A 17,246-nucleotide genomic window follows, 5' to 3' on the forward strand; every position below is an offset into this window, starting at 1 on the left:
ATTAGCTATTTTTTATATAGTTAAAATAACTCCTTTTTAACTAAGTATATCAAGTTGTAACTGCTATAATTACTTAAATTATATTAAAAAATTATTTTATAAGTATAACATTTTCAGTCACGTTAACACTCGATAGTCGAATTATTGAATATAATCGACAAAATTCTACTATTTACGTATTAAAAAATTGATGTTTTAATAAAGGTGCAATTGGTATGACCACTCGAGGGGGAGAAGATTGCAATAATAAATGTTCACTAAAGTTGCAAGTAATATTATGTCGAAATTAATTATCGTAATATTCGTTCATTTCTAAAAGGGTCTAGAATCTCAAAAGTATCACATTTGAAAAAAGTGTTTTAAGTTTCTACATAGCAGAAATGATTTTATTCCGTAATAAAAGTATAAGCAATGTACAGTATAATTTCATCTTTTGTAATCTTGTAGGGCCTTGCCGACAAAACTAGGAGAGATATTATGAACTTATTATCAAAAAGGTCATGGCAGGGTTAGCTTTAGGAACAATGAGTTTATCTATCTGGGCTCCTGTAAGTCAAGCAGCAACTCCAGAGAAAAATCAATATTATACTATTCATTTGACAGCTAATTCAAATATAGGTGATGAACTTTTATTGTTTACTTGTGAAAAACATAGTATTTAAATGAGGGGGAAGTAAGGTCCTTACATTCTATAAAAAGTAAATAATAACGAGGGTTTAACACTCTCTATCCGAAAGAATTCTCCTTCCTCAAGTATGTGCAAGAAAAGAGCCTAGCGTTAGGTCGTTCAAGATGTATGTATAAGATTATAAACAGACAATAGTGAAGAGGTGTACGGAATGAAAAATAAAATAATTAAAGGTTTTTTAATAACATCAATAGTAACTGGGGCGACTATTCCTATCAATACTCTCGCAATGCCAATCGTTCAGGCAGAAACGCAACAAGAGAATACGGATATTTCCTCATCCTTACGAAAATTAGGTGCACAATCTAAATTAATCCAAACATATATTGATCAAGCTTTAATGAGTCCTAATGTACAGCTTGAGGAAGTCCCAGCTTTAAATACAAATCAATTCCTAATCAAGCAAGATATGAAGGAATGGTCATCAGAACTTTATCCACATTTAATTCTATTAAATTCAAAAAGTAAAGGGTTTGTAACTAAATTTAATAGCTATTATCCAACATTAAAAGCGTTTGTAGACAATAAAGAAGATAAAGAAGGTTTTGTGGATAGACTTGAAGTTCTTCAAGAAATGGCTATGACGAACCAAGACAATGTACAACGTCAGATTAATGAATTAACAGATCTTAAATTACAGCTTGATAAAAAACTTAAAGATCTCGATACTGATGTGACAAAAGCACAGGATGTACTAAGTTCAGATGGAGCAGGGAAAATAGACCAGCTAAAAAATGAATTACTAAATACAAAAAAAGCAATTCAAAATGATTTACAACAAATAGCATTAGTACCAGGAGCTTTAAATGAACAAGGATTTGTTATTTTCAAAGAAGTCTATAGTCTTTCAAAAGAAATCATTGAACCGGCTGCACAAGCAGGGTTGGCAGCGTATAACAAAGGAAAAGAAATTAATAACTCTATTTTAGAAGCAGAGACAAAAGCAGCGCAAGAAGCGAAAGAAAAGGGTAAAACTGCTCTAGAGATTGAATCGGCAAAAAAAGCAGCTCGTGAAGCAATTGAGAAAAGCAAGCAAGGTGAAATAGCTGCAGCTGCAGCCGCAAAAACGCAAGAGTATGACTTGATGAAAGCTATTGACACTGAAAAAATTAAGAAAACATATGGTGCCTTCGCTGAAGTAAATAAACTAACAGCAGAACAGCGAGCACATTTAGATGACTTAGAGAAACAAAACCAAAAATTATATGATTTAACAACGAAACTATCAATAGCAGATTTACAAAAATCAATGCTTCTTCTTATGCAAAATGATTTGCATACGTTTGCAAATCAAGTAGATGTAGAACTTGATTTAATGAAACGCTATAAAGAAGATTTGAATCTAATAAAAAATAGTATTACAAATTTATCTACTAATGTTGATACTACTAACCAGGAGTCTCAAAAAGATACATTAAGAAGATTAAAAAATATGACAAGTTATCTTGAAGAACAGGTTTATAAATTTTAATATTAGGAATTTATAAAAACATGAAGGTTATAAGAATCTATCGAAAAATAGGGAGGAAAATAGATATGAAGAAATTTCCATTTAAAGTGTTAACTTTAGCCACACTGGCAACGGTTATAACTTCTACTACCGGTAACACTATTCATGCATTTGCACAAGAACAGACCGCTCAAGAACAGAAAATAGGGAATTATGCATTAGGGCCTGAAGGACTGAAGAAAGCATTGGCTGAAACAGGATCTCATATTCTTGTAATGGATTTGTACGCAAAAACAATGATTAAGCAACCGAATGTAAATTTATCCAATATTGATTTAGGTTCAGAAGGGGGAGAATTAATCAAAAATATTCACCTTAATCAGGAACTGTCTCGAATCAATGCGAATTATTGGCTAGATACAGCAAAACCGCAGATTCAAAAAACAGCACGTAATATTGTAAATTACGATGAACAATTTCAAAATTATTACGACACATTAGTAGATACTGTACAAAAGAAAGATAAGGCAGGCCTAAAAGAGGGCATAAATGATTTAATCACTACAATTAATACAAATTCAAAAGAAGTTACAGATGTAATTAAGATGTTACAAGACTTCAAAGGGAAACTATATCAAAATTCTACAGATTTTAAAAATAATGTTGGTGGCCCAGATGGTAAAGGTGGATTAACGGCAATATTAGCAGGTCAGCAGGCAACAATTCCACAACTTCAAGCTGAAATTGAGCAACTCCGTTCTACTCAGAAAAAACATTTTGATGATGTATTAGCCTGGTCAATTGGTGGTGGATTGGGAGCAGCTATTTTAGTTATTGCAGCTATTGGAGGAGCGGTAGTAATTGTCGTAACTGGCGGTACAGCAACACCGGCTGTTATTGGTGGCCTGTCGGCTCTTGGTGCAGCTGGTATCGGTTTAGGAACAGCAGCTGGTGTCACGGCGTCTAATCATATGAACTCCTATAACGAAATCTCTAAAAAAATCGGAGAATTAGGTACGAAAGCTGATCTTGCTAGCCAAGCAGTTAGTTCGCTTACTAACGCGAAAGACACATTGGGATATCTGTATCAGACAGTGGATCAAGCGATACTGTCTCTAACAAATATTCAAAAGCAATGGAATACAATGGGGGCTAACTATACAGATTTACTTGATAATATCGACTCTATGCAAGAACATAAATTCTCTTTAATACCTGATGATTTAAAAGCTGCTAAACAAAGCTGGAATGATATTCATAAAGATGCAGAATTCATTTCGAAAGACATCGCTTTTAAACAAGAATAGAACTGAAAATTAAGACCTATATAGGAGGAATATGAAATGATGAAGAAAATCCCTTATAAACTACTCGCTGTATCGACGTTTTTAACTTTGACAACAACTTCTGTTGTTTCACCAGTAGCAACTTTTGCAAGTGGAATTGAACAAACTAACAATGGAGATACGTCTCTTTCAGCAAATGAAACGAAGATGAAAGAAACTTTGCAAAAGGCTGGGTTATTTGCAAAATCTATGAATGCCTATTCTTATATGTTAATTAAAAATCCAGATGTGAACTTTGAAGGAATTACTATTAATGGATATGTAGATTTACCTGGTAGAATTGTACAAGATCAAAAGAATGCAAGAGCACATGCTCTTACATGGGATACACAAGTAAAAAAACAGCTTTTAGATACATTGACAGGCATTGTTGAATACGACACAACATTTGACAATTATTATGAAACAATGGTAGATGCGATTAATGCAGGGGATGGAGAAACTTTAAAAGAAGGAATTACAGATTTACGAGGTGAAATTCAACAAAACCAAAAGTCTGCACAACAGTTAATACAAGAATTAACTAAATTAAGAGACGCTATTGGACAAGATGTTAGAGCATTTGGAAGTAATAAAGATCTCTTGCAATCGATTTTAAAAAACCAAGGAGCTGATGTTGAGGCCGATCAAAAACGTCTAGATGAAATTTTAGGATCAGTAAATTATTATAAACAATTAGAATCTGATGGATTTAATGTAATGAAGGGTGCCCTTTTTGGCCTACCGTTAATTGGTGGTCTAATAGTACTCGGAGCACAAGGTAATTTATCTAAGTTAGAGCCTACATTAGCAGAATTACGTCAGACCGTAGATTATAAAGTAACATTAAATCGTGTAGTTGGAGTTGCGTATATTAATATTAGTGAGATGCATAAGGCACTTGATGATGCTATTAACGCTCTTACTTATATGTCCACTCAGTGGCATGATTTAGATTCTCAATATTCGGGGGTGCTGGGACATATTGAGAATGCAGCCCAAAAAGCGGATCAAAATAAATTTAAATTCTTAAAACCTAACTTGAATGCAGCGAAAGACAGTTGGAAAACATTACGAACAGATGCAGTCACATTAAAAGAAGGGATAAAAGAATTAAAAGTGGAACCTGTTACTCCACAAAAATAGGGAAATATTAATTCTGTTGCAAAGTCACCTAAAACATAGAGAATCTATGATTACGTTGTTCAATAGTAATACAACAATTAATAATTCCTTATACACCAAAAAGGCGGAGTCTCATTAAAGACTTCGCCTTTCATTTTTATAAAATTTTTACCCAGATACCAAGATAACCGTGCTGTATTGCTGATTTTCAAAAAAATTGAAAGACGTCGCTTTTAAAGAGGAATAGGAATAGAATTAGAAATCAAAACCTATATAGGAGAAGTATAAAATGATGAAAAAAATCCCTTATAAAATACTCGCTGTATCGACATTTTTAACTATGACAACAACTTATGCAGTTACACCAGTAGTAGCTTTTGCAAGTGAAATTGAACAAACTAACAATGGAGATATGTCTCTTTCAGCAAATGAAGAACAGATGAAAAAAACTGTGCAAGATGCTGGGTTATTTGTAAAATCTATGAGTGAATATTCTTATTTGTTAATTAATAATCCGGATGTGAGTTTTGAAGGAATTACTATTAATGGATATGCAGATTTACCTAGTAAAATTGTACAAGATCAAAAGAATGCAAGAGCACATGCAGTTTCATGGAATACGAAAGTAAAAAAACAGCTTTTAGATACATTGACAGGTATTATTGAATACGATACAAAATTTGAAAATCATTATGAAACATTAGTAGAGGCGATCAATACTGGGAATGGAGATACTTTAAAAAAAGGGATTACGGATTTACGGGAGGAAATTCAACAAAATCAAAAGTCTGCAAAAGTATTAATAGAAGAATTAACTAAATTTAAAAATGCTATTGGAGAAGATGTTAGAGTATTTGGGAGCCATAAAGAGACCTTGCAGTCTATTTTAAAAAGCCAAGGAGCTGCGGTTGAGGATGATCAAAAGCGACTAGAGGACCTTTTAGGGCAAGTAAACTATCAGAAAGACATAGAATCTAAGGGATTGGACATGGTGAAAATCCCCTTTCTTCCCACATTGATTGCTGGTGGTATAATGATAGGTGATGCAAGAGGTAAGTTAGGCTGGTTAGAGCCGGAATTAGCAAAATTACGTCAGAATGTAGATTATAAAATAACATTAAATCGTGTAGTTGGAGTTGCGTTTCATAATATTAGTGATATGCATAGTGCGATTGATAATGCTATTACTGCTCTTACTTATATGTCCACGCAATGGGATGATCTAGACTCTCAATATACGGGCGTACTGGGACATATTGATAAAGCTAATCAAAAAGCCGATCAAAATAGATATAAATTCTTAGCCCCTAACTTGAATGCAGCTAAAGACAGTTGGAAAACATTACGAACAGATGTTGTCACATTACAAGAAGGGATAAAAATTGCAGAGAAAAAAGAACAGGATTTTATGAATCAGCTTCGTCCATCAAACGTTTTCTATTTTTATAAAAAAATTCATAACGCATACACATTTGAAATAAAGACTGGAACAAATGCACCAAATGCATCTTATAAAGTTATGAATTTAACTAAAAACACTGTTCATAATATGTGGAGTGGAGGACCAAATACAAACATGTGGGCTGACTGGCTTTCATTCAATCCAAAAGATGAATTTGCAGTGGTAGCAGTAGTGGATGGGAAAGAATATGTTGTATATAAAGACAAAGTAGAAAATATAATGAACTGAACCCGAAAAGTTAGACAGAAAAATTACGCAGCAATTGGAGATGGTACACTAAACTGGACACTAAGTTCAGTGAAAAAGATGATTCAGAGAGTTCTGGTGCAAAGTTTTTTAACAGATAATAAGTTGGTATGATTGCAGATGGATTTTATGCAATCCTTAGTAATTGTTGTAATTGGTTCTGGTGCAAAAACTTAAGGACAATTGCAATGAATCTATAAAACTTGGACATACTGTTACTATTACTTTAGAAAGGGTGCGTGATTGGTATGGAAAAGGAAAATGTATTCAAATGGAAGCATTATCAGCCTGATATTATTTTGTTAACGGTAAGATGGTACCTACGGTACAACCTCAGTTTTCGTGATTTGGTGGAAATGCTAGAAGAACGGGGTTTATCCATTTCTCATACAACGATTATGCGTTGGGTTCATCAGTATGGTCCTGAATTGGACAAACGAATCCGTTCCATGCTAGGGTTCAAATGTTTTGACACAGCTACATCCATTCTTTCTGGAGTAGAAGCCATGCATATGATTAAAAAAGAACAGCTTAATTTACGGGACCAGTCTGTCCAAAATCAGAAAGAATTCATCCATCAATTGTTTGGACTTTCAGCATAAGATACGATTTTGTTAGGAATATATGCGCTTTATTCTCTTTTGTTTTATTTTTGCACCAGAACCGTAAATATCGTATGTATAGTTACGAATAAATGACTTATACGTATTGGTTTCTTTAAACAAACTTCTTTGTTTAAAAACTCATGGTCTAATGAAATGCAGTGACTCTTTTGTCTCTAGGTAATAACTTTATATGTATCACAAAAAACACGTTTATTTTTCACAAATTTCACACAAATCCTTGGTATTCTTTTCTATAGTAATAATCAATAGCTTTGAGAGAAGGGAACTATATATGAAAAAAATTTGTTTTTCTCTTCTTTTATTTTTAGTATTATGTTTTCCGAAAATCAGTAGTTATGCTGAGTCTACATTACAATCAAAAATTGACGCGGCTTCTCCACATGAAACCATTAAATTAGAAAGTGGGACTTATAACGAAACTATAGAAATATCAAAGCCAATTACATTAAAAGGGGACAAGAATACAAAAATTACTTCCTGTGGTAAAGCTCCTATTATTACGATAAAAGGAGAAGGTATTACCCTTAAAGATTTGAAAATTGAACAATGTAATGAAAATAAAGATCAGTCAGCGATATTTGTATCGGGAGAAAAACATCATTTGAGTGGATTGGAAGTTCGCACGTCAAACATGGGGATTAAGTTAGAAGCTGCCAAAAATGTAAAGATTGAGAACAGTATAATCATGGGAAAAGGAAGTGCCAATGGAATTGATTTATGGAAATCCAATCGCAATCTTATTGAGAACATCAAAATACAAAATGTCCGTGATGGTATTTATTTAGAACAAAGCGACACGAATACATTAAGGGATAATACAATCTGGCAGTCTCGTTATGGCATTCATCTTATGTATTCTGATAAAACGGTTGTTGAAAATAATATATCAGAAGAAAATACAACAGGTGCTATGATTATGGGGACAAAGGAAACATCTATAGTAGGAAATCACTTTATTGACAATAAGAGTAATGTTCATGCACAAGGCTTATTACTATATGATGCGACAAAAACAAAAGTTTTACAAAATGAAATTGCCAATAATAGAGTAGGGGTTTATGTAGAACAGGCAAATCACAATACTATTATGGGTAACTCAATTTCTAATAATTTTATCGGTTTACAATTTAAAGATGCCAGTTCAAATGAATTTACTCAAAATGTAATGATGGGGAATGTTAATGAATCGCAAGCTACACAAAGCAGGGAAAACAATATCTATAAAAATTATTGGGACGCTTCTTTAAAAGTAGATACGGACGGTTCAGGTACTAGTAATATTCCATACAAAGCAGATGCCTATTTTCTTTTGTTAACACAAGATATTCCAGAATATCAGTTGTTCTTTCAATCACCAGGGATGCGTATTTTACAAAGTTTTATAAAAATTCCAGATCAATCTTTATTGCTAGACAAAGAGCCTAGTATGAGTCCCAAAATAGTTTCACAAAAAGGTAAGGGAATGGGATTTCAATCTAATATTTTGGTTGTGAGTGTAAGCATGTTACTAATGGGAAGTATATTGTTCTTTTTAGGGAGGAAAAATTGATGAGAGTAAAGTATATGTTACTTGCTATTTGTTTATGTTTGGTATTTGCCGTAGTAGGGTGTGGCAAGAAAGAAACTAAGCCAGTTGCTATTAATGAAAAAAATGATAAGTGTGATGTTTGTAATATGGCAGTAATGGATAATCAATTTGCAACTGAGGTTATTTTAGAAAATGGAAAATCTTTGAAATTTGATGATATTGGTTGTATGTATAAATGGATGGATGAACATAAAAATGAAAAAACACATGAGAAATTTGTAAGAGATTACAATACAAAAGATTGGGTTGCAGTGGATAAAGCTACATATGTATTTGACAAATCAATTAAGACGCCAATGGCTTATAATGTAATTTCTTTTAAAGAGAAGAAAGATGCAGATAGCTTTATAGAAAAACATACTGGGAAAGTCCTTTCTTATAAAGAACTAGCAGAACATAAATGGCAAATGAATAAAGATATGATGGGAAAAGAAAAGAAAGATCATGGTAGTGGACATTCTCATTAAGAAGAGACTATTACTATGAACAAAATAGTTCGAAAAAGACAACCAACTATGGTTGTCTTTTTCGATAGAGAGGTGAGTAGGCATGTGGAATATATTATATTCAGAATGGCGTAGCGCAGTAAGAGGTAAATTTGCATACACGTTTTTATTTCTTTGGATAACTATGTTTTCTTTAATATTTGTTATGGAAAGAAATACTCAGGCTTTATCAGGGTATACAAATGTAACTGGGACAATGGTAAACCTTATTTTATATATCGTGCCATTACTTATGTTAATTATAGGGGCATTTTCTATTGCAGGCGAGGTGGAAAATGGAAAGTGGAGACTTTTATGTACGTATCCTTTAAAGAGTACTTCATATGTAATAGGTAAAATAATTGGGCAATTTATAGCGCAAACAGCTATTTTTTCAATGAGTTTTGGTGTAAGTATAATAATCGGATTATTAAGCGGTAGTAATTTTGATATGTTTTGGGTAGCAGCAACGTATATCTTCTCTGTTTTACTAATCTTTTTATTTTTATTACTGGGAATAACAATCGGTTCTTTTTCTATAACAAGGTGGCAAGCTTTAGCGATAAGTATTGTAGTTTGGTTCCTTCTTATTATGATGTGGCCAACGGCTTTAATTAGTGTCCTTAATTTTGTTCCATATACAATGATTGCACCACTAATAAAAATGTTATTGTATTGCAACCCAGCTGAATTCCTTCGAATTATATTTGTAATTCAATTAGGTGGTGGAGCAATATTTGGACAAGTATATGATCAACTGGTAATGTTTTTTCAAAGTAAAGCTGTTATTTGGGTTCTATTAATATACTGTATTACCTATACAACCGTGTTCTTGTTTGTGGCGAGCTGGCAAATGGAGAGGAGAAGAAAAAAATGACAGTATTAAATCTTAACGAAGTATGTAAACGATATAAAAAGAAAATAGCATTATCTCCAATTTCATTTCAAAGTAAAGAAGGAGAGTGTATCGTATTATGTGGTGGGAATGGAGCGGGGAAAAGTACGCTCCTTGATATAATAGCTGGAATTACAACTCCTACAACTGGTAGCGTTCAATTAGGTAATATAGAATTACAGAAAGATAGAAAACAGTATGTGAGTGAAATAGGTTATATGCCAGATGATTTTCATGCACAGCAAGATATGACAGTTCAAGAATTTTTATTGTTTTATGCCGCCTTTCGAAATATAGGAAAAGAAAAAGTACTAGCCATTATTAAAACAATAGGATTAAATGAGAAACAAAATGAACGCTTGCATAGATTATCTAAAGGGATGAGACAGAGACTTTTATTTGGGCAGGCGTGTCTTGGAAACCCTAAAATTTTGATACTAGACGAACCGACAAATGGGCTGGATCCGTATTGGGTAGATGAGTTTTTAACAATATTAAAGACATTAAAAAGAAATGGTACAATGATTATTTTTTCCACTCATATGATGGATGTAGCTGCTGAAATTGGTGATCGGATACTCTTTATGAAAGAAGGAAAAGTCATACAGGAAATAAAAAATGATGGAGATTTAGAAAATTTAACAATATCTTTACTACAAATGCATAGAAGATGAATAAATTAGGAAACAGCTACTTTAAGAAGAGTAGCTGTTTTGTTTTTTATGCTATTATTGCATATATATCTAGGGGATTTTTTACGTTTAATTTTGTTTTTAATTGCAACTGAAAAAAGTATTCAAATTTTGTAGGTACTTTCTTGTCTCGATAAAGAGACGAAAAAGTCTAAACTTTTTAAAAGTAAGTTGGGAACTTTGTGTCCTAAAATAGGGATAACGCCACACATAATCTGTACCCTTTGTAAAGGATATTTTGAAAAAAAGTTATTTTGTCTTCTTTCCATTCATTTCTTAAAAGCATGGTTAGTTCAGTCATATCTCGTCCTATGTACATACTTTCATCTCTATAATATGTAGTTTGAATGAATATTGAAATAATGTGCGGAAGTTTAAAAATAAAATTAAGGATAACTTTTAAATGGATTGGTTACATTATTGGTTGTGGAGGTGAGAAAGATGAACAAAAAACAACAAGGTTACAATAAGGCTACTTCTGGCGCTAGCATCCAAAGCACAAATGCTAGCTATGGTACAGAATTCGCAACTGAAACAAATGTACAAGCAGTAAAACAAGCGAATGCACAAGCAGAGGCAAAGAAAGCACAAGCTTCAGGTGCACAAAGTGCAAATGCTAGTTATGGTACAGAATTTGCAACTGAATCGGATGTGCATGCAGTGAAAAAACAAAATGCGCAATCAGCTGCAAAAAAATCACAATCTTCTAGCTCTAATCAATAATGAAGGAAAAGCACTTCTCTATCTTAAGAGAAGTGTTTTCTCAGGCTGTGGAGAAAGTCTTCTCCACAGCCTATTTTTGTGTCTGAATCTCTTTTTATGTGTCAACACTAATAATAAAAGAGGAGAAGGAAAGATTTTTTATTTGGGTATGATGAGGATTTAAATAAAATTGACTTAGGTTTTGGATCAGATAACAAATTCGGTTCTGTTGCAAAGTTTCTCAAGAGATAAACAGAGGCATGAATATATGAGGAAATATTATGAGGCTACTAGTAATTGCTGTAATTCATGATATACCGAAAAGGCGGAGTCTGTTTGAAGACTTCGTCTTTGTTTGTATAGTGTATGAACGGTTTCGATTCCTTTTATCGTACGTGAAGCATAACGAATACTTTGAAATCCTGCGGATTTGGCAAAACAACGATTCACCTGTCGATGATCCTGTTCTATAAGATTGTTCAGGTATTTAATTGTACAATGCGTAGTGTGTTTACAGAGGCCTTTTTTCCGTAATTTCTTAAGCGCACAAAGTAATGCGGGCGCCTTATCTGTAGTGAGAACCGTTGGTTCTCCAAACATTTTCACTAGTCTTTTCATAAAAGCATAAGCGGCCGGATGATCTCGCTTTTTACGAAGTTGAATATCCAATGTGTGCCCTTCTATATCAATCGCACGATATAAATAACACCATTTCCCTTTGACTTTTATATAGGTTTCATCTAGTTTCCAAGACAAATGGGTGTTTTTCGTTTTCTTCTTCCAAATTTGATAAATCAAGTTCCCATACTCATGAACCCAACGCATAATGGTTGTGGGATGAACCGAAACACCACGTTCTTTCAGAATTTCAGAGACATCACGATAGCTTAAAGCAAAACGGCAATAGTAGCCGACGGCTACCAAAATAATATCTTTTTTGAACTGTTTTCCTTTTAAATATAGCATTTGTGATTCTCCTCGTTCCTTTTTTCTAGAGTGTAGCTTCATTTAGAAAACTTTGCAGCAGAACCTTTTGCTTGGTACTTACTGGTTCGTTGTACAAAACCAACATCTCTAGCAAGATCTCGTAAGAATTTTGGAGATAAGAAGTTTTGAATTTCTTGAGCAAATAGTTGTAATTCATCAGATACAGAAATAGACATACAAAAACGCCATCCTTTCCTATGATTGTACAGAAAGAATAGCCTATTTTTTTCATTTTAGGGGGTATTTTGTTTTGTTAGCTTGATAGCGATGTGGTGGTACCCCTATATAGAGTTTCGTAATAAATGGATTGTACTGCGAATAGGTTGGTAAAAGAGTATAAGGAAGGGGGCGTGGAATGAAACAATATCACATCATTGGAAAAAGCGTCAAGCGAAAAGAAAGTGCTGATAAGGTAACGGGAAGAGCGAAGTATGTGAATGATGAGATAGAGATGGGCACGTTATATGCAAAGTTGTTAACGAGTGTATACGCTCATGCTTTTATTGAAAGCATTGATATAAAGAAAGCTAAGAAAATACCTGGTGTTCATGCTGTGGTAACAGGAGCAGACTACCCTATTCTTGTGGGTTCCAGTATTGTGGATCGACCCCCGTTAGCCTACGAGAAAGTACGGTATTTTGGTGAACCTATTGCACTTGTTGTAGCGGATAGTGAAGCGATTGCTAAACAAGCAGTAACGCAAATACGTGTTACATATAAGAAACTCCCTGTGGTCCATGCCCCGCTGCAAGCCTATTTAGAAAGAGATGTACTCGTACATGAAAATGTAAAACAATATGAATTGGAAGAAGAAGTATATCCAGAAGCACATACAAACATTGCAAATAGAACAAAAATTCGTAAGGGTGATATTCGAGAAGGATTTCTAAATAGTGATGTTGTTGCAGAGGAAACATTCTCCTTCAGGCAATCTGATCATGCCGCAATGGAAACGCGATGTACGAAGGTAGAAATTAAGCCAGATGGAGAGGTTATTGTTCATTCTACTTCGCAAGCTCCTTTTGAGATTAAAAGATTGCTTAGTAAAGCGTTTCAAATTGATGAGGGAAAAATAATTGTGCATGTTCCTTTAGTTGGAGGAGCGTATGGTGGAAAGACAGCAGTACAACTTGAGTATTTAGCTTATCTTGCTTCAAAAGCGGTCGGTGGAAGGCGCGTTATCATTCGAAATAGTAGAGAAGAAGATTTTATAACATCCCCTGTTCATATTGGTTTACAAGCAAAAGTAAAGCTTGGATGTACAAAGAATGGAAAATTGCAAGCTGCAGAGATATTGTATTTATTTGATGGCGGTGCTTATGCTGATCGAGCGGTGACAATTAGTAAGGCAGCTGGATTAGATTGTACAGGTCCGTACTCAATTAAGCATGTATCGTGTGATTCACTCTGTATGTACACGACTCATCCATATGCGACATCGTTCCGAGGGTTTGGTCATGCTGAATATACATTTGTAATTGAAAGAATGATAGATATATTGGCAAATAAAGTAGACATGTGCCCGTTTGAGTTTCGTATAAAAAATGCAATTGAATTAGGAGATACAACACCAACTCAAGTAGCGGTCACTAAAAGCAATACAGGGGATATTAAGGCGTGCCTACAAAAGTTAAAGTCACTTGTTAGTTGGGAAGAGGGCAATCGAATTATTTTACCAAATGGAAAGATACGAGCAAAAGGAATTAGTTGCTTTTGGAAAAATTCGACCACACCAAATAATGCCGGAGCAGGTGCGACTTTAACCTTTAATAGTGATGGGAGTATAAATATTAATTGTGGTGCTGTTGAAATTGGACAAGGAACGAAAACAATTTTGACACAAATGGTTGCGGAAAAAATGAATATGAGTGTTAAAGATGTATCTGTCAGGATGGAAGTTAATACACAAATCATGCCGAAACATTGGAAAACAGCTGCTAGTCGAACGACGCATCTTGTTGGAAATGCAGTTGTAAAAGCGACTGAAGATGTAAGGAAGCAGTTACTAGATACGGCTGCTAATTTACTTGGAACACCAGCGCATGAGCTAGCAATCGCGAACAAAACTGTATATGTGAAAACAAATCCGGATATTTACGTACCATTTTCAAAGATTGTTTTTGGATATGTTGATTCGAATGGGAATGTAGCTGGATCACAGATAATCGGAAGAGGTACTTATGTCTTTGAAGGGATTACAAAGATTGACTATGAAACGGGAAAAGGGCAACAAGGACCGGAATGGGGAGTGGGAGCACAAGCAATCGAAGTTGAATTTGATCCACAGGCATATACGTATAAATTAATTAAAGCAGTAACAGTTGCAGATGCAGGAAGGGTTTTAAATAGAAAAGGAGCAGAAACACAAATTATAGGAGCTATGAGTATGGGATTAAGTTTTGCGACGAGAGAAACGTTTCATTACGACTCGTATGGAAGAGTTCTTAATTGTCAGTTTCGCTCTTATAAAATGATGCATTATGGTCAACAGCCCAAATACATCGCTGAATTTGTGGAAGTACCGCATGACCAAGCTGCTTTTGGTTCAAGAGGACTTGGTGAGCATGGAATTATCGGTATGCCAGCTGCTTTAGCAAATGCTTTATCAATTGCAGCTATTATTTCACTTCGTCAATTACCACTCACTCCTGAATTGATTTGGAAAGTAAAACAAGCGAAGGAGAATGGATTGTATGATACCATTTGACTTTGAATATTATCGTCCGCGTTCTATTAAAGAAGCAATTCGGTTATTTCATCAACTGGATGAAGAGGGGAAAAGCCCCCTTTATTATGGGGGTGGCACTGAAATTATTACGATGGGTCGCTTACAGCAAATCATTACGAAAGCGGTGATTGATTTAAAAGACATTCCGGAATGTAATGTCTTTGCATGGAATGACCATAAGCTTATCCTTGGAGCTGCATTAACATTAACGGAAGTTCAAGATGCAAAAGTATTTCCTCTTCTTGGAGAGACTGCTGGAAGAGTAGCAGATCACACAGCAAGAAATAAAATTACACTTGGCGGAAACATTACAGGGAAAATTATATATAGGGAAGCGGTGCTCCCTTTTCTACTAGCTGATAGTATATTTGTTATTGCAGGAAGAGAAGACGTAAAGCATATTCCAGCCCAGCAAGCATTTATTGAGAAATTACAATTGAAAAAAGGTGAGTTTCTTATACAAATTATAACAGATCAAAAATATGTAGGATTGCCTTATTATAGTGTGAAAAAAAGACAATTAGAGAAAATTGATTACCCACTTGTAACAGTTGCAGCGCTGAAAATTGATGATAGCATTCAAATAGCATATAGCGGATTATGCGCATTTCCATTTCGATCATTCACGATGGAAACAGTATTAAACGATTGGGATATTCCGGTAGAGGAGAGAATTGAACGCGCTCTTTTTCATATTCCTGCGCTTATATTAGATGATATACGAGGCTCACGTGCTTATCGTATTTTTGTTTTGAAACATATGCTCTACGATGTACTGATAAAGCTTGAAGAGGTGAGAGAATAATGGGAAAGGGTCAATTTATTCTTCAAGTGAATGGGGAAGACAGAGAAGTGATTGTCAGAATGGCGGATACACTATTATATACATTGCGACATCAACTCGATCTAACAGGAGCCAAGCCGGGATGTGAAAACGGTGATTGTGGTGCTTGTACAGTTCTTGTTGATGAGATACCAATTAAGTCTTGTATTATGTTAGCTGTTGAAGCGATTGGAAAGCGGATTATAACTATTGAAGGTTTACGAGAAACTCCTATTCAACAAGCTTTTAAAGATAAATGGGCTTTTCAGTGTGGGTATTGTACGCCAGGATTTATCATAAATTGTCATGCGCTCGTTACACAAAAAATGGATGTGGATGATTCAGTTATTGAAGAATGGTTAAGTTCTAATATTTGCCGGTGCACAAGTTACCAAGAGATTGAAGCAGCTGTGAAATCTGTTTTGCAAAAGCAACGAGAGAATCAATTATGACTTCTGTTCATACTGTACTAGAAGTATTACTATCTTGTGAACAACGATGTGCCTTAGCAACGATTATTCATGTGGAAGGCTCCACATATTGTAAAGAAGGAACAATCATGCTTTTTTGTGAAGATGGGACAAAAATTGGAATGTTAAGTGCAGGCTGTTTAGAAGAAGAGGTTTCTTTTTATGCAGCAGAAGTAATAGAGAATAAAACTTGGGCTGTTCATCAGTTTAATACGAAAGCAGAAGATGATTTATCTTGGGGAATGGGATGCAACGGTATCGTTCATATATTAGTTGAACATATAAATGATGAGTACAAAGCTTTTTTACAAACACTATATGCTTATCTCAAGAACGGTAGCTCTGTCCGGATGATAAAAAACCTTTCTTTGTTACAAACTTTATTTATATGTGAGCACGGTGATACGTTTGGGAATGGGGATTTTCCATTTTTAAATCTTTCCTTACATGGTTTACATGATCAATGGTATTATCAACATTTTACGCCAAAGCCACGTCTTATTATTTTTGGAGCAGGAGAGGACGCAAAACCACTCGTTCGATTTGCAAAAGAAGTAAACTTTTTCGTAACAGTTTGTGATTGGCGTGAATCGTTATGTAATACTTCACGTTTCCCGAGTGCAGATATTTGTATAATTGGGTTTCCAAAAGTGATTGTACCGCGACTTCTATTACGAGAAGAAGATTTTGTTGTGATTATGACTCACCATTTTCAGCGCGATCAACAATTGATTGAGCTTTTATGTGAACAATGTGTTCGCTATATGGGTATCTTAGGTCCACGCCATCGCACTGCTCGTCTATTAGAAGGAAAAACAATACCAAAACATCTTCATTCTCCGGTGGGACTTACAATTGGAGCAAAAGGTCCAACGGAAATTGCGATTAGTATAATAGCTGAAATCATTCAAGTGTTAAGGGGGGAAGTAAAATAAAGATTGCTGGAATATATTT

General features: G+C 34.5%; 16 protein-coding genes and 1 pseudogene. 15 read left to right on the top strand and 2 right to left on the bottom strand.

The annotated features are described in order from the left end of the window. Nucleotides 1-500 precede the first annotated feature (500 nt). The 11 genes from JTF23_RS25715 to JTF23_RS25765 all read left to right on the top strand — a co-directional run bounded on the left by JTF23_RS25715 (nt 501) and on the right by JTF23_RS25765 (nt 11,305). Nucleotides 501-662 (top strand): hypothetical protein, encoded by a 162-nt coding sequence (locus JTF23_RS25715; RefSeq protein ID WP_154214316.1) that lies wholly within the window; start codon nt 501-503, stop codon nt 660-662. Nucleotides 663-839: 177 nt separating this feature from the next. After that, entirely contained in the window at nt 840-2,159 is a 1,320-nt protein-coding gene (gene hblC / locus JTF23_RS25720; protein WP_204210088.1) for a hemolysin BL lytic component L2, read from the top strand. 65 nt (nt 2,160-2,224) lie between these two features. Then, on the top strand, nt 2,225-3,445 hold the full coding sequence (gene hblD / locus JTF23_RS25725; protein ID WP_204210089.1) for a hemolysin BL lytic component L1: 1,221 nt from the start codon (nt 2,225-2,227) through the stop codon (nt 3,443-3,445). Between the two features lie 36 nt (nt 3,446-3,481). Further along, nucleotides 3,482-4,609, top strand: coding sequence for a hemolysin BL binding component B (gene hblA, locus JTF23_RS25730; protein WP_002161212.1), 1,128 nt, complete (start codon nt 3,482-3,484; stop codon nt 4,607-4,609). Nucleotides 4,610-4,877: 268 nt separating this feature from the next. Beyond that, on the top strand, nt 4,878-6,278 hold the full coding sequence (hblB, locus tag JTF23_RS25735; RefSeq protein WP_204210090.1) for a hemolysin BL regulatory component HblB: 1,401 nt from the start codon (nt 4,878-4,880) through the stop codon (nt 6,276-6,278). A gap of 266 nt (nt 6,279-6,544) precedes the next feature. Further along, a complete protein-coding gene (locus tag JTF23_RS25740) occupies nt 6,545-6,898 on the top strand; it encodes a hypothetical protein (protein ID WP_078214341.1) in 354 nt (117 codons plus the stop codon). A gap of 295 nt (nt 6,899-7,193) precedes the next feature. Then, nucleotides 7,194-8,471, top strand: a complete 1,278-nt coding sequence (locus JTF23_RS25745) for a right-handed parallel beta-helix repeat-containing protein (protein WP_002161215.1) — start codon at nt 7,194-7,196, stop codon at nt 8,469-8,471. After that, entirely contained in the window at nt 8,471-8,977 is a 507-nt protein-coding gene (locus JTF23_RS25750) for a nitrous oxide reductase accessory protein NosL (protein WP_204210091.1), read from the top strand. The genes JTF23_RS25745 and JTF23_RS25750 overlap by 1 nt, the downstream gene beginning before the upstream one ends. Nucleotides 8,978-9,059: 82 nt before the next feature. Next, on the top strand, nt 9,060-9,872 hold the full coding sequence (locus tag JTF23_RS25755; RefSeq protein ID WP_002161217.1) for an ABC transporter permease: 813 nt from the start codon (nt 9,060-9,062) through the stop codon (nt 9,870-9,872). Further along, complete coding sequence (locus JTF23_RS25760; RefSeq protein ID WP_070128640.1) at nt 9,869-10,564, top strand: ABC transporter ATP-binding protein; 696 nt, start codon at nt 9,869-9,871, stop codon at nt 10,562-10,564. Before JTF23_RS25755 ends, JTF23_RS25760 begins: the two co-directional genes overlap by 4 nt. A gap of 459 nt (nt 10,565-11,023) precedes the next feature. Beyond that, the gene (locus JTF23_RS25765; protein WP_002161219.1) at nt 11,024-11,305 is read left to right on the top strand and encodes a gamma-type small acid-soluble spore protein; all 282 of its coding nucleotides are present in this window, start codon (nt 11,024-11,026) and stop codon (nt 11,303-11,305) included. Between the two features lie 258 nt (nt 11,306-11,563). Here JTF23_RS25765 and JTF23_RS25770 read toward each other — a convergent pair whose 3' ends face one another. Together JTF23_RS25770 and JTF23_RS25775 are read right to left on the bottom strand one after the other, a co-directional pair. Continuing rightward, a complete protein-coding gene (locus JTF23_RS25770; RefSeq protein WP_002161220.1) occupies nt 11,564-12,250 on the bottom strand; it encodes an IS6 family transposase in 687 nt (228 codons plus the stop codon). Nucleotides 12,251-12,303: 53 nt separating this feature from the next. Beyond that, nucleotides 12,304-12,447, bottom strand: a pseudogene (locus JTF23_RS25775) (IS4 family transposase); the annotation flags it as partial. A gap of 179 nt (nt 12,448-12,626) precedes the next feature. Here JTF23_RS25775 and JTF23_RS25780 point away from each other — a divergent pair. Genes JTF23_RS25780 through JTF23_RS25795 form a run of 4 tightly spaced genes read left to right on the top strand, consistent with a single transcriptional unit; the run spans nt 12,627 to nt 17,227 of the window. Next, nucleotides 12,627-14,978: a xanthine dehydrogenase family protein molybdopterin-binding subunit gene (locus tag JTF23_RS25780; RefSeq protein WP_204210092.1), complete on the top strand. Its 2,352-nt coding sequence runs from the start codon at nt 12,627-12,629 to the stop codon at nt 14,976-14,978. Then, nucleotides 14,965-15,804, top strand: coding sequence for an FAD binding domain-containing protein (locus JTF23_RS25785; protein WP_204210093.1), 840 nt, complete (start codon nt 14,965-14,967; stop codon nt 15,802-15,804). The genes JTF23_RS25780 and JTF23_RS25785 overlap by 14 nt, the downstream gene beginning before the upstream one ends. Beyond that, nucleotides 15,804-16,274: a (2Fe-2S)-binding protein gene (locus tag JTF23_RS25790; RefSeq protein ID WP_002161224.1), complete on the top strand. Its 471-nt coding sequence runs from the start codon at nt 15,804-15,806 to the stop codon at nt 16,272-16,274. Before JTF23_RS25785 ends, JTF23_RS25790 begins: the two co-directional genes overlap by 1 nt. After that, nucleotides 16,271-17,227, top strand: coding sequence for an XdhC family protein (locus tag JTF23_RS25795; RefSeq protein ID WP_204210094.1), 957 nt, complete (start codon nt 16,271-16,273; stop codon nt 17,225-17,227). Before JTF23_RS25790 ends, JTF23_RS25795 begins: the two co-directional genes overlap by 4 nt. The last annotated feature ends 19 nt before the right edge of the window (nt 17,228-17,246 follow it).

The organism is Bacillus sp. RIT 809, assembly GCF_016892495.1.
Lineage (GTDB): Bacteria > Bacillota > Bacilli > Bacillales > Bacillaceae_G > Bacillus_A > Bacillus_A cereus_U.

Excerpts from the sequence above, each read along its gene's own strand:
- JTF23_RS25715 (WP_154214316.1), top strand. The coding sequence starts at position 501 with ATGGCAGGGTTAGCTTTAGGAACAATGAGTTTATCTATCTGGGCTCCT.
- hblC (WP_204210088.1), top strand. The coding sequence starts at position 840 with ATGAAAAATAAAATAATTAAAGGTTTTTTAATAACATCAATAGTAACT.
- hblD (WP_204210089.1), top strand. The coding sequence starts at position 2,225 with ATGAAGAAATTTCCATTTAAAGTGTTAACTTTAGCCACACTGGCAACG.
- hblA (WP_002161212.1), top strand. The coding sequence starts at position 3,482 with ATGATGAAGAAAATCCCTTATAAACTACTCGCTGTATCGACGTTTTTA.
- hblB (WP_204210090.1), top strand. The coding sequence starts at position 4,878 with ATGATGAAAAAAATCCCTTATAAAATACTCGCTGTATCGACATTTTTA.
- JTF23_RS25740 (WP_078214341.1), top strand. The coding sequence starts at position 6,545 with ATGGAAAAGGAAAATGTATTCAAATGGAAGCATTATCAGCCTGATATT.
- JTF23_RS25745 (WP_002161215.1), top strand. The coding sequence starts at position 7,194 with ATGAAAAAAATTTGTTTTTCTCTTCTTTTATTTTTAGTATTATGTTTT.
- JTF23_RS25750 (WP_204210091.1), top strand. The coding sequence starts at position 8,471 with ATGAGAGTAAAGTATATGTTACTTGCTATTTGTTTATGTTTGGTATTT.
- JTF23_RS25755 (WP_002161217.1), top strand. The coding sequence starts at position 9,060 with ATGTGGAATATATTATATTCAGAATGGCGTAGCGCAGTAAGAGGTAAA.
- JTF23_RS25760 (WP_070128640.1), top strand. The coding sequence starts at position 9,869 with ATGACAGTATTAAATCTTAACGAAGTATGTAAACGATATAAAAAGAAA.
- JTF23_RS25765 (WP_002161219.1), top strand. The coding sequence starts at position 11,024 with ATGAACAAAAAACAACAAGGTTACAATAAGGCTACTTCTGGCGCTAGC.
- JTF23_RS25770 (WP_002161220.1), bottom strand. The coding sequence starts at position 12,250 with ATGCTATATTTAAAAGGAAAACAGTTCAAAAAAGATATTATTTTGGTA.
- JTF23_RS25780 (WP_204210092.1), top strand. The coding sequence starts at position 12,627 with ATGAAACAATATCACATCATTGGAAAAAGCGTCAAGCGAAAAGAAAGT.
- JTF23_RS25785 (WP_204210093.1), top strand. The coding sequence starts at position 14,965 with ATGATACCATTTGACTTTGAATATTATCGTCCGCGTTCTATTAAAGAA.
- JTF23_RS25790 (WP_002161224.1), top strand. The coding sequence starts at position 15,804 with ATGGGAAAGGGTCAATTTATTCTTCAAGTGAATGGGGAAGACAGAGAA.
- JTF23_RS25795 (WP_204210094.1), top strand. The coding sequence starts at position 16,271 with ATGACTTCTGTTCATACTGTACTAGAAGTATTACTATCTTGTGAACAA.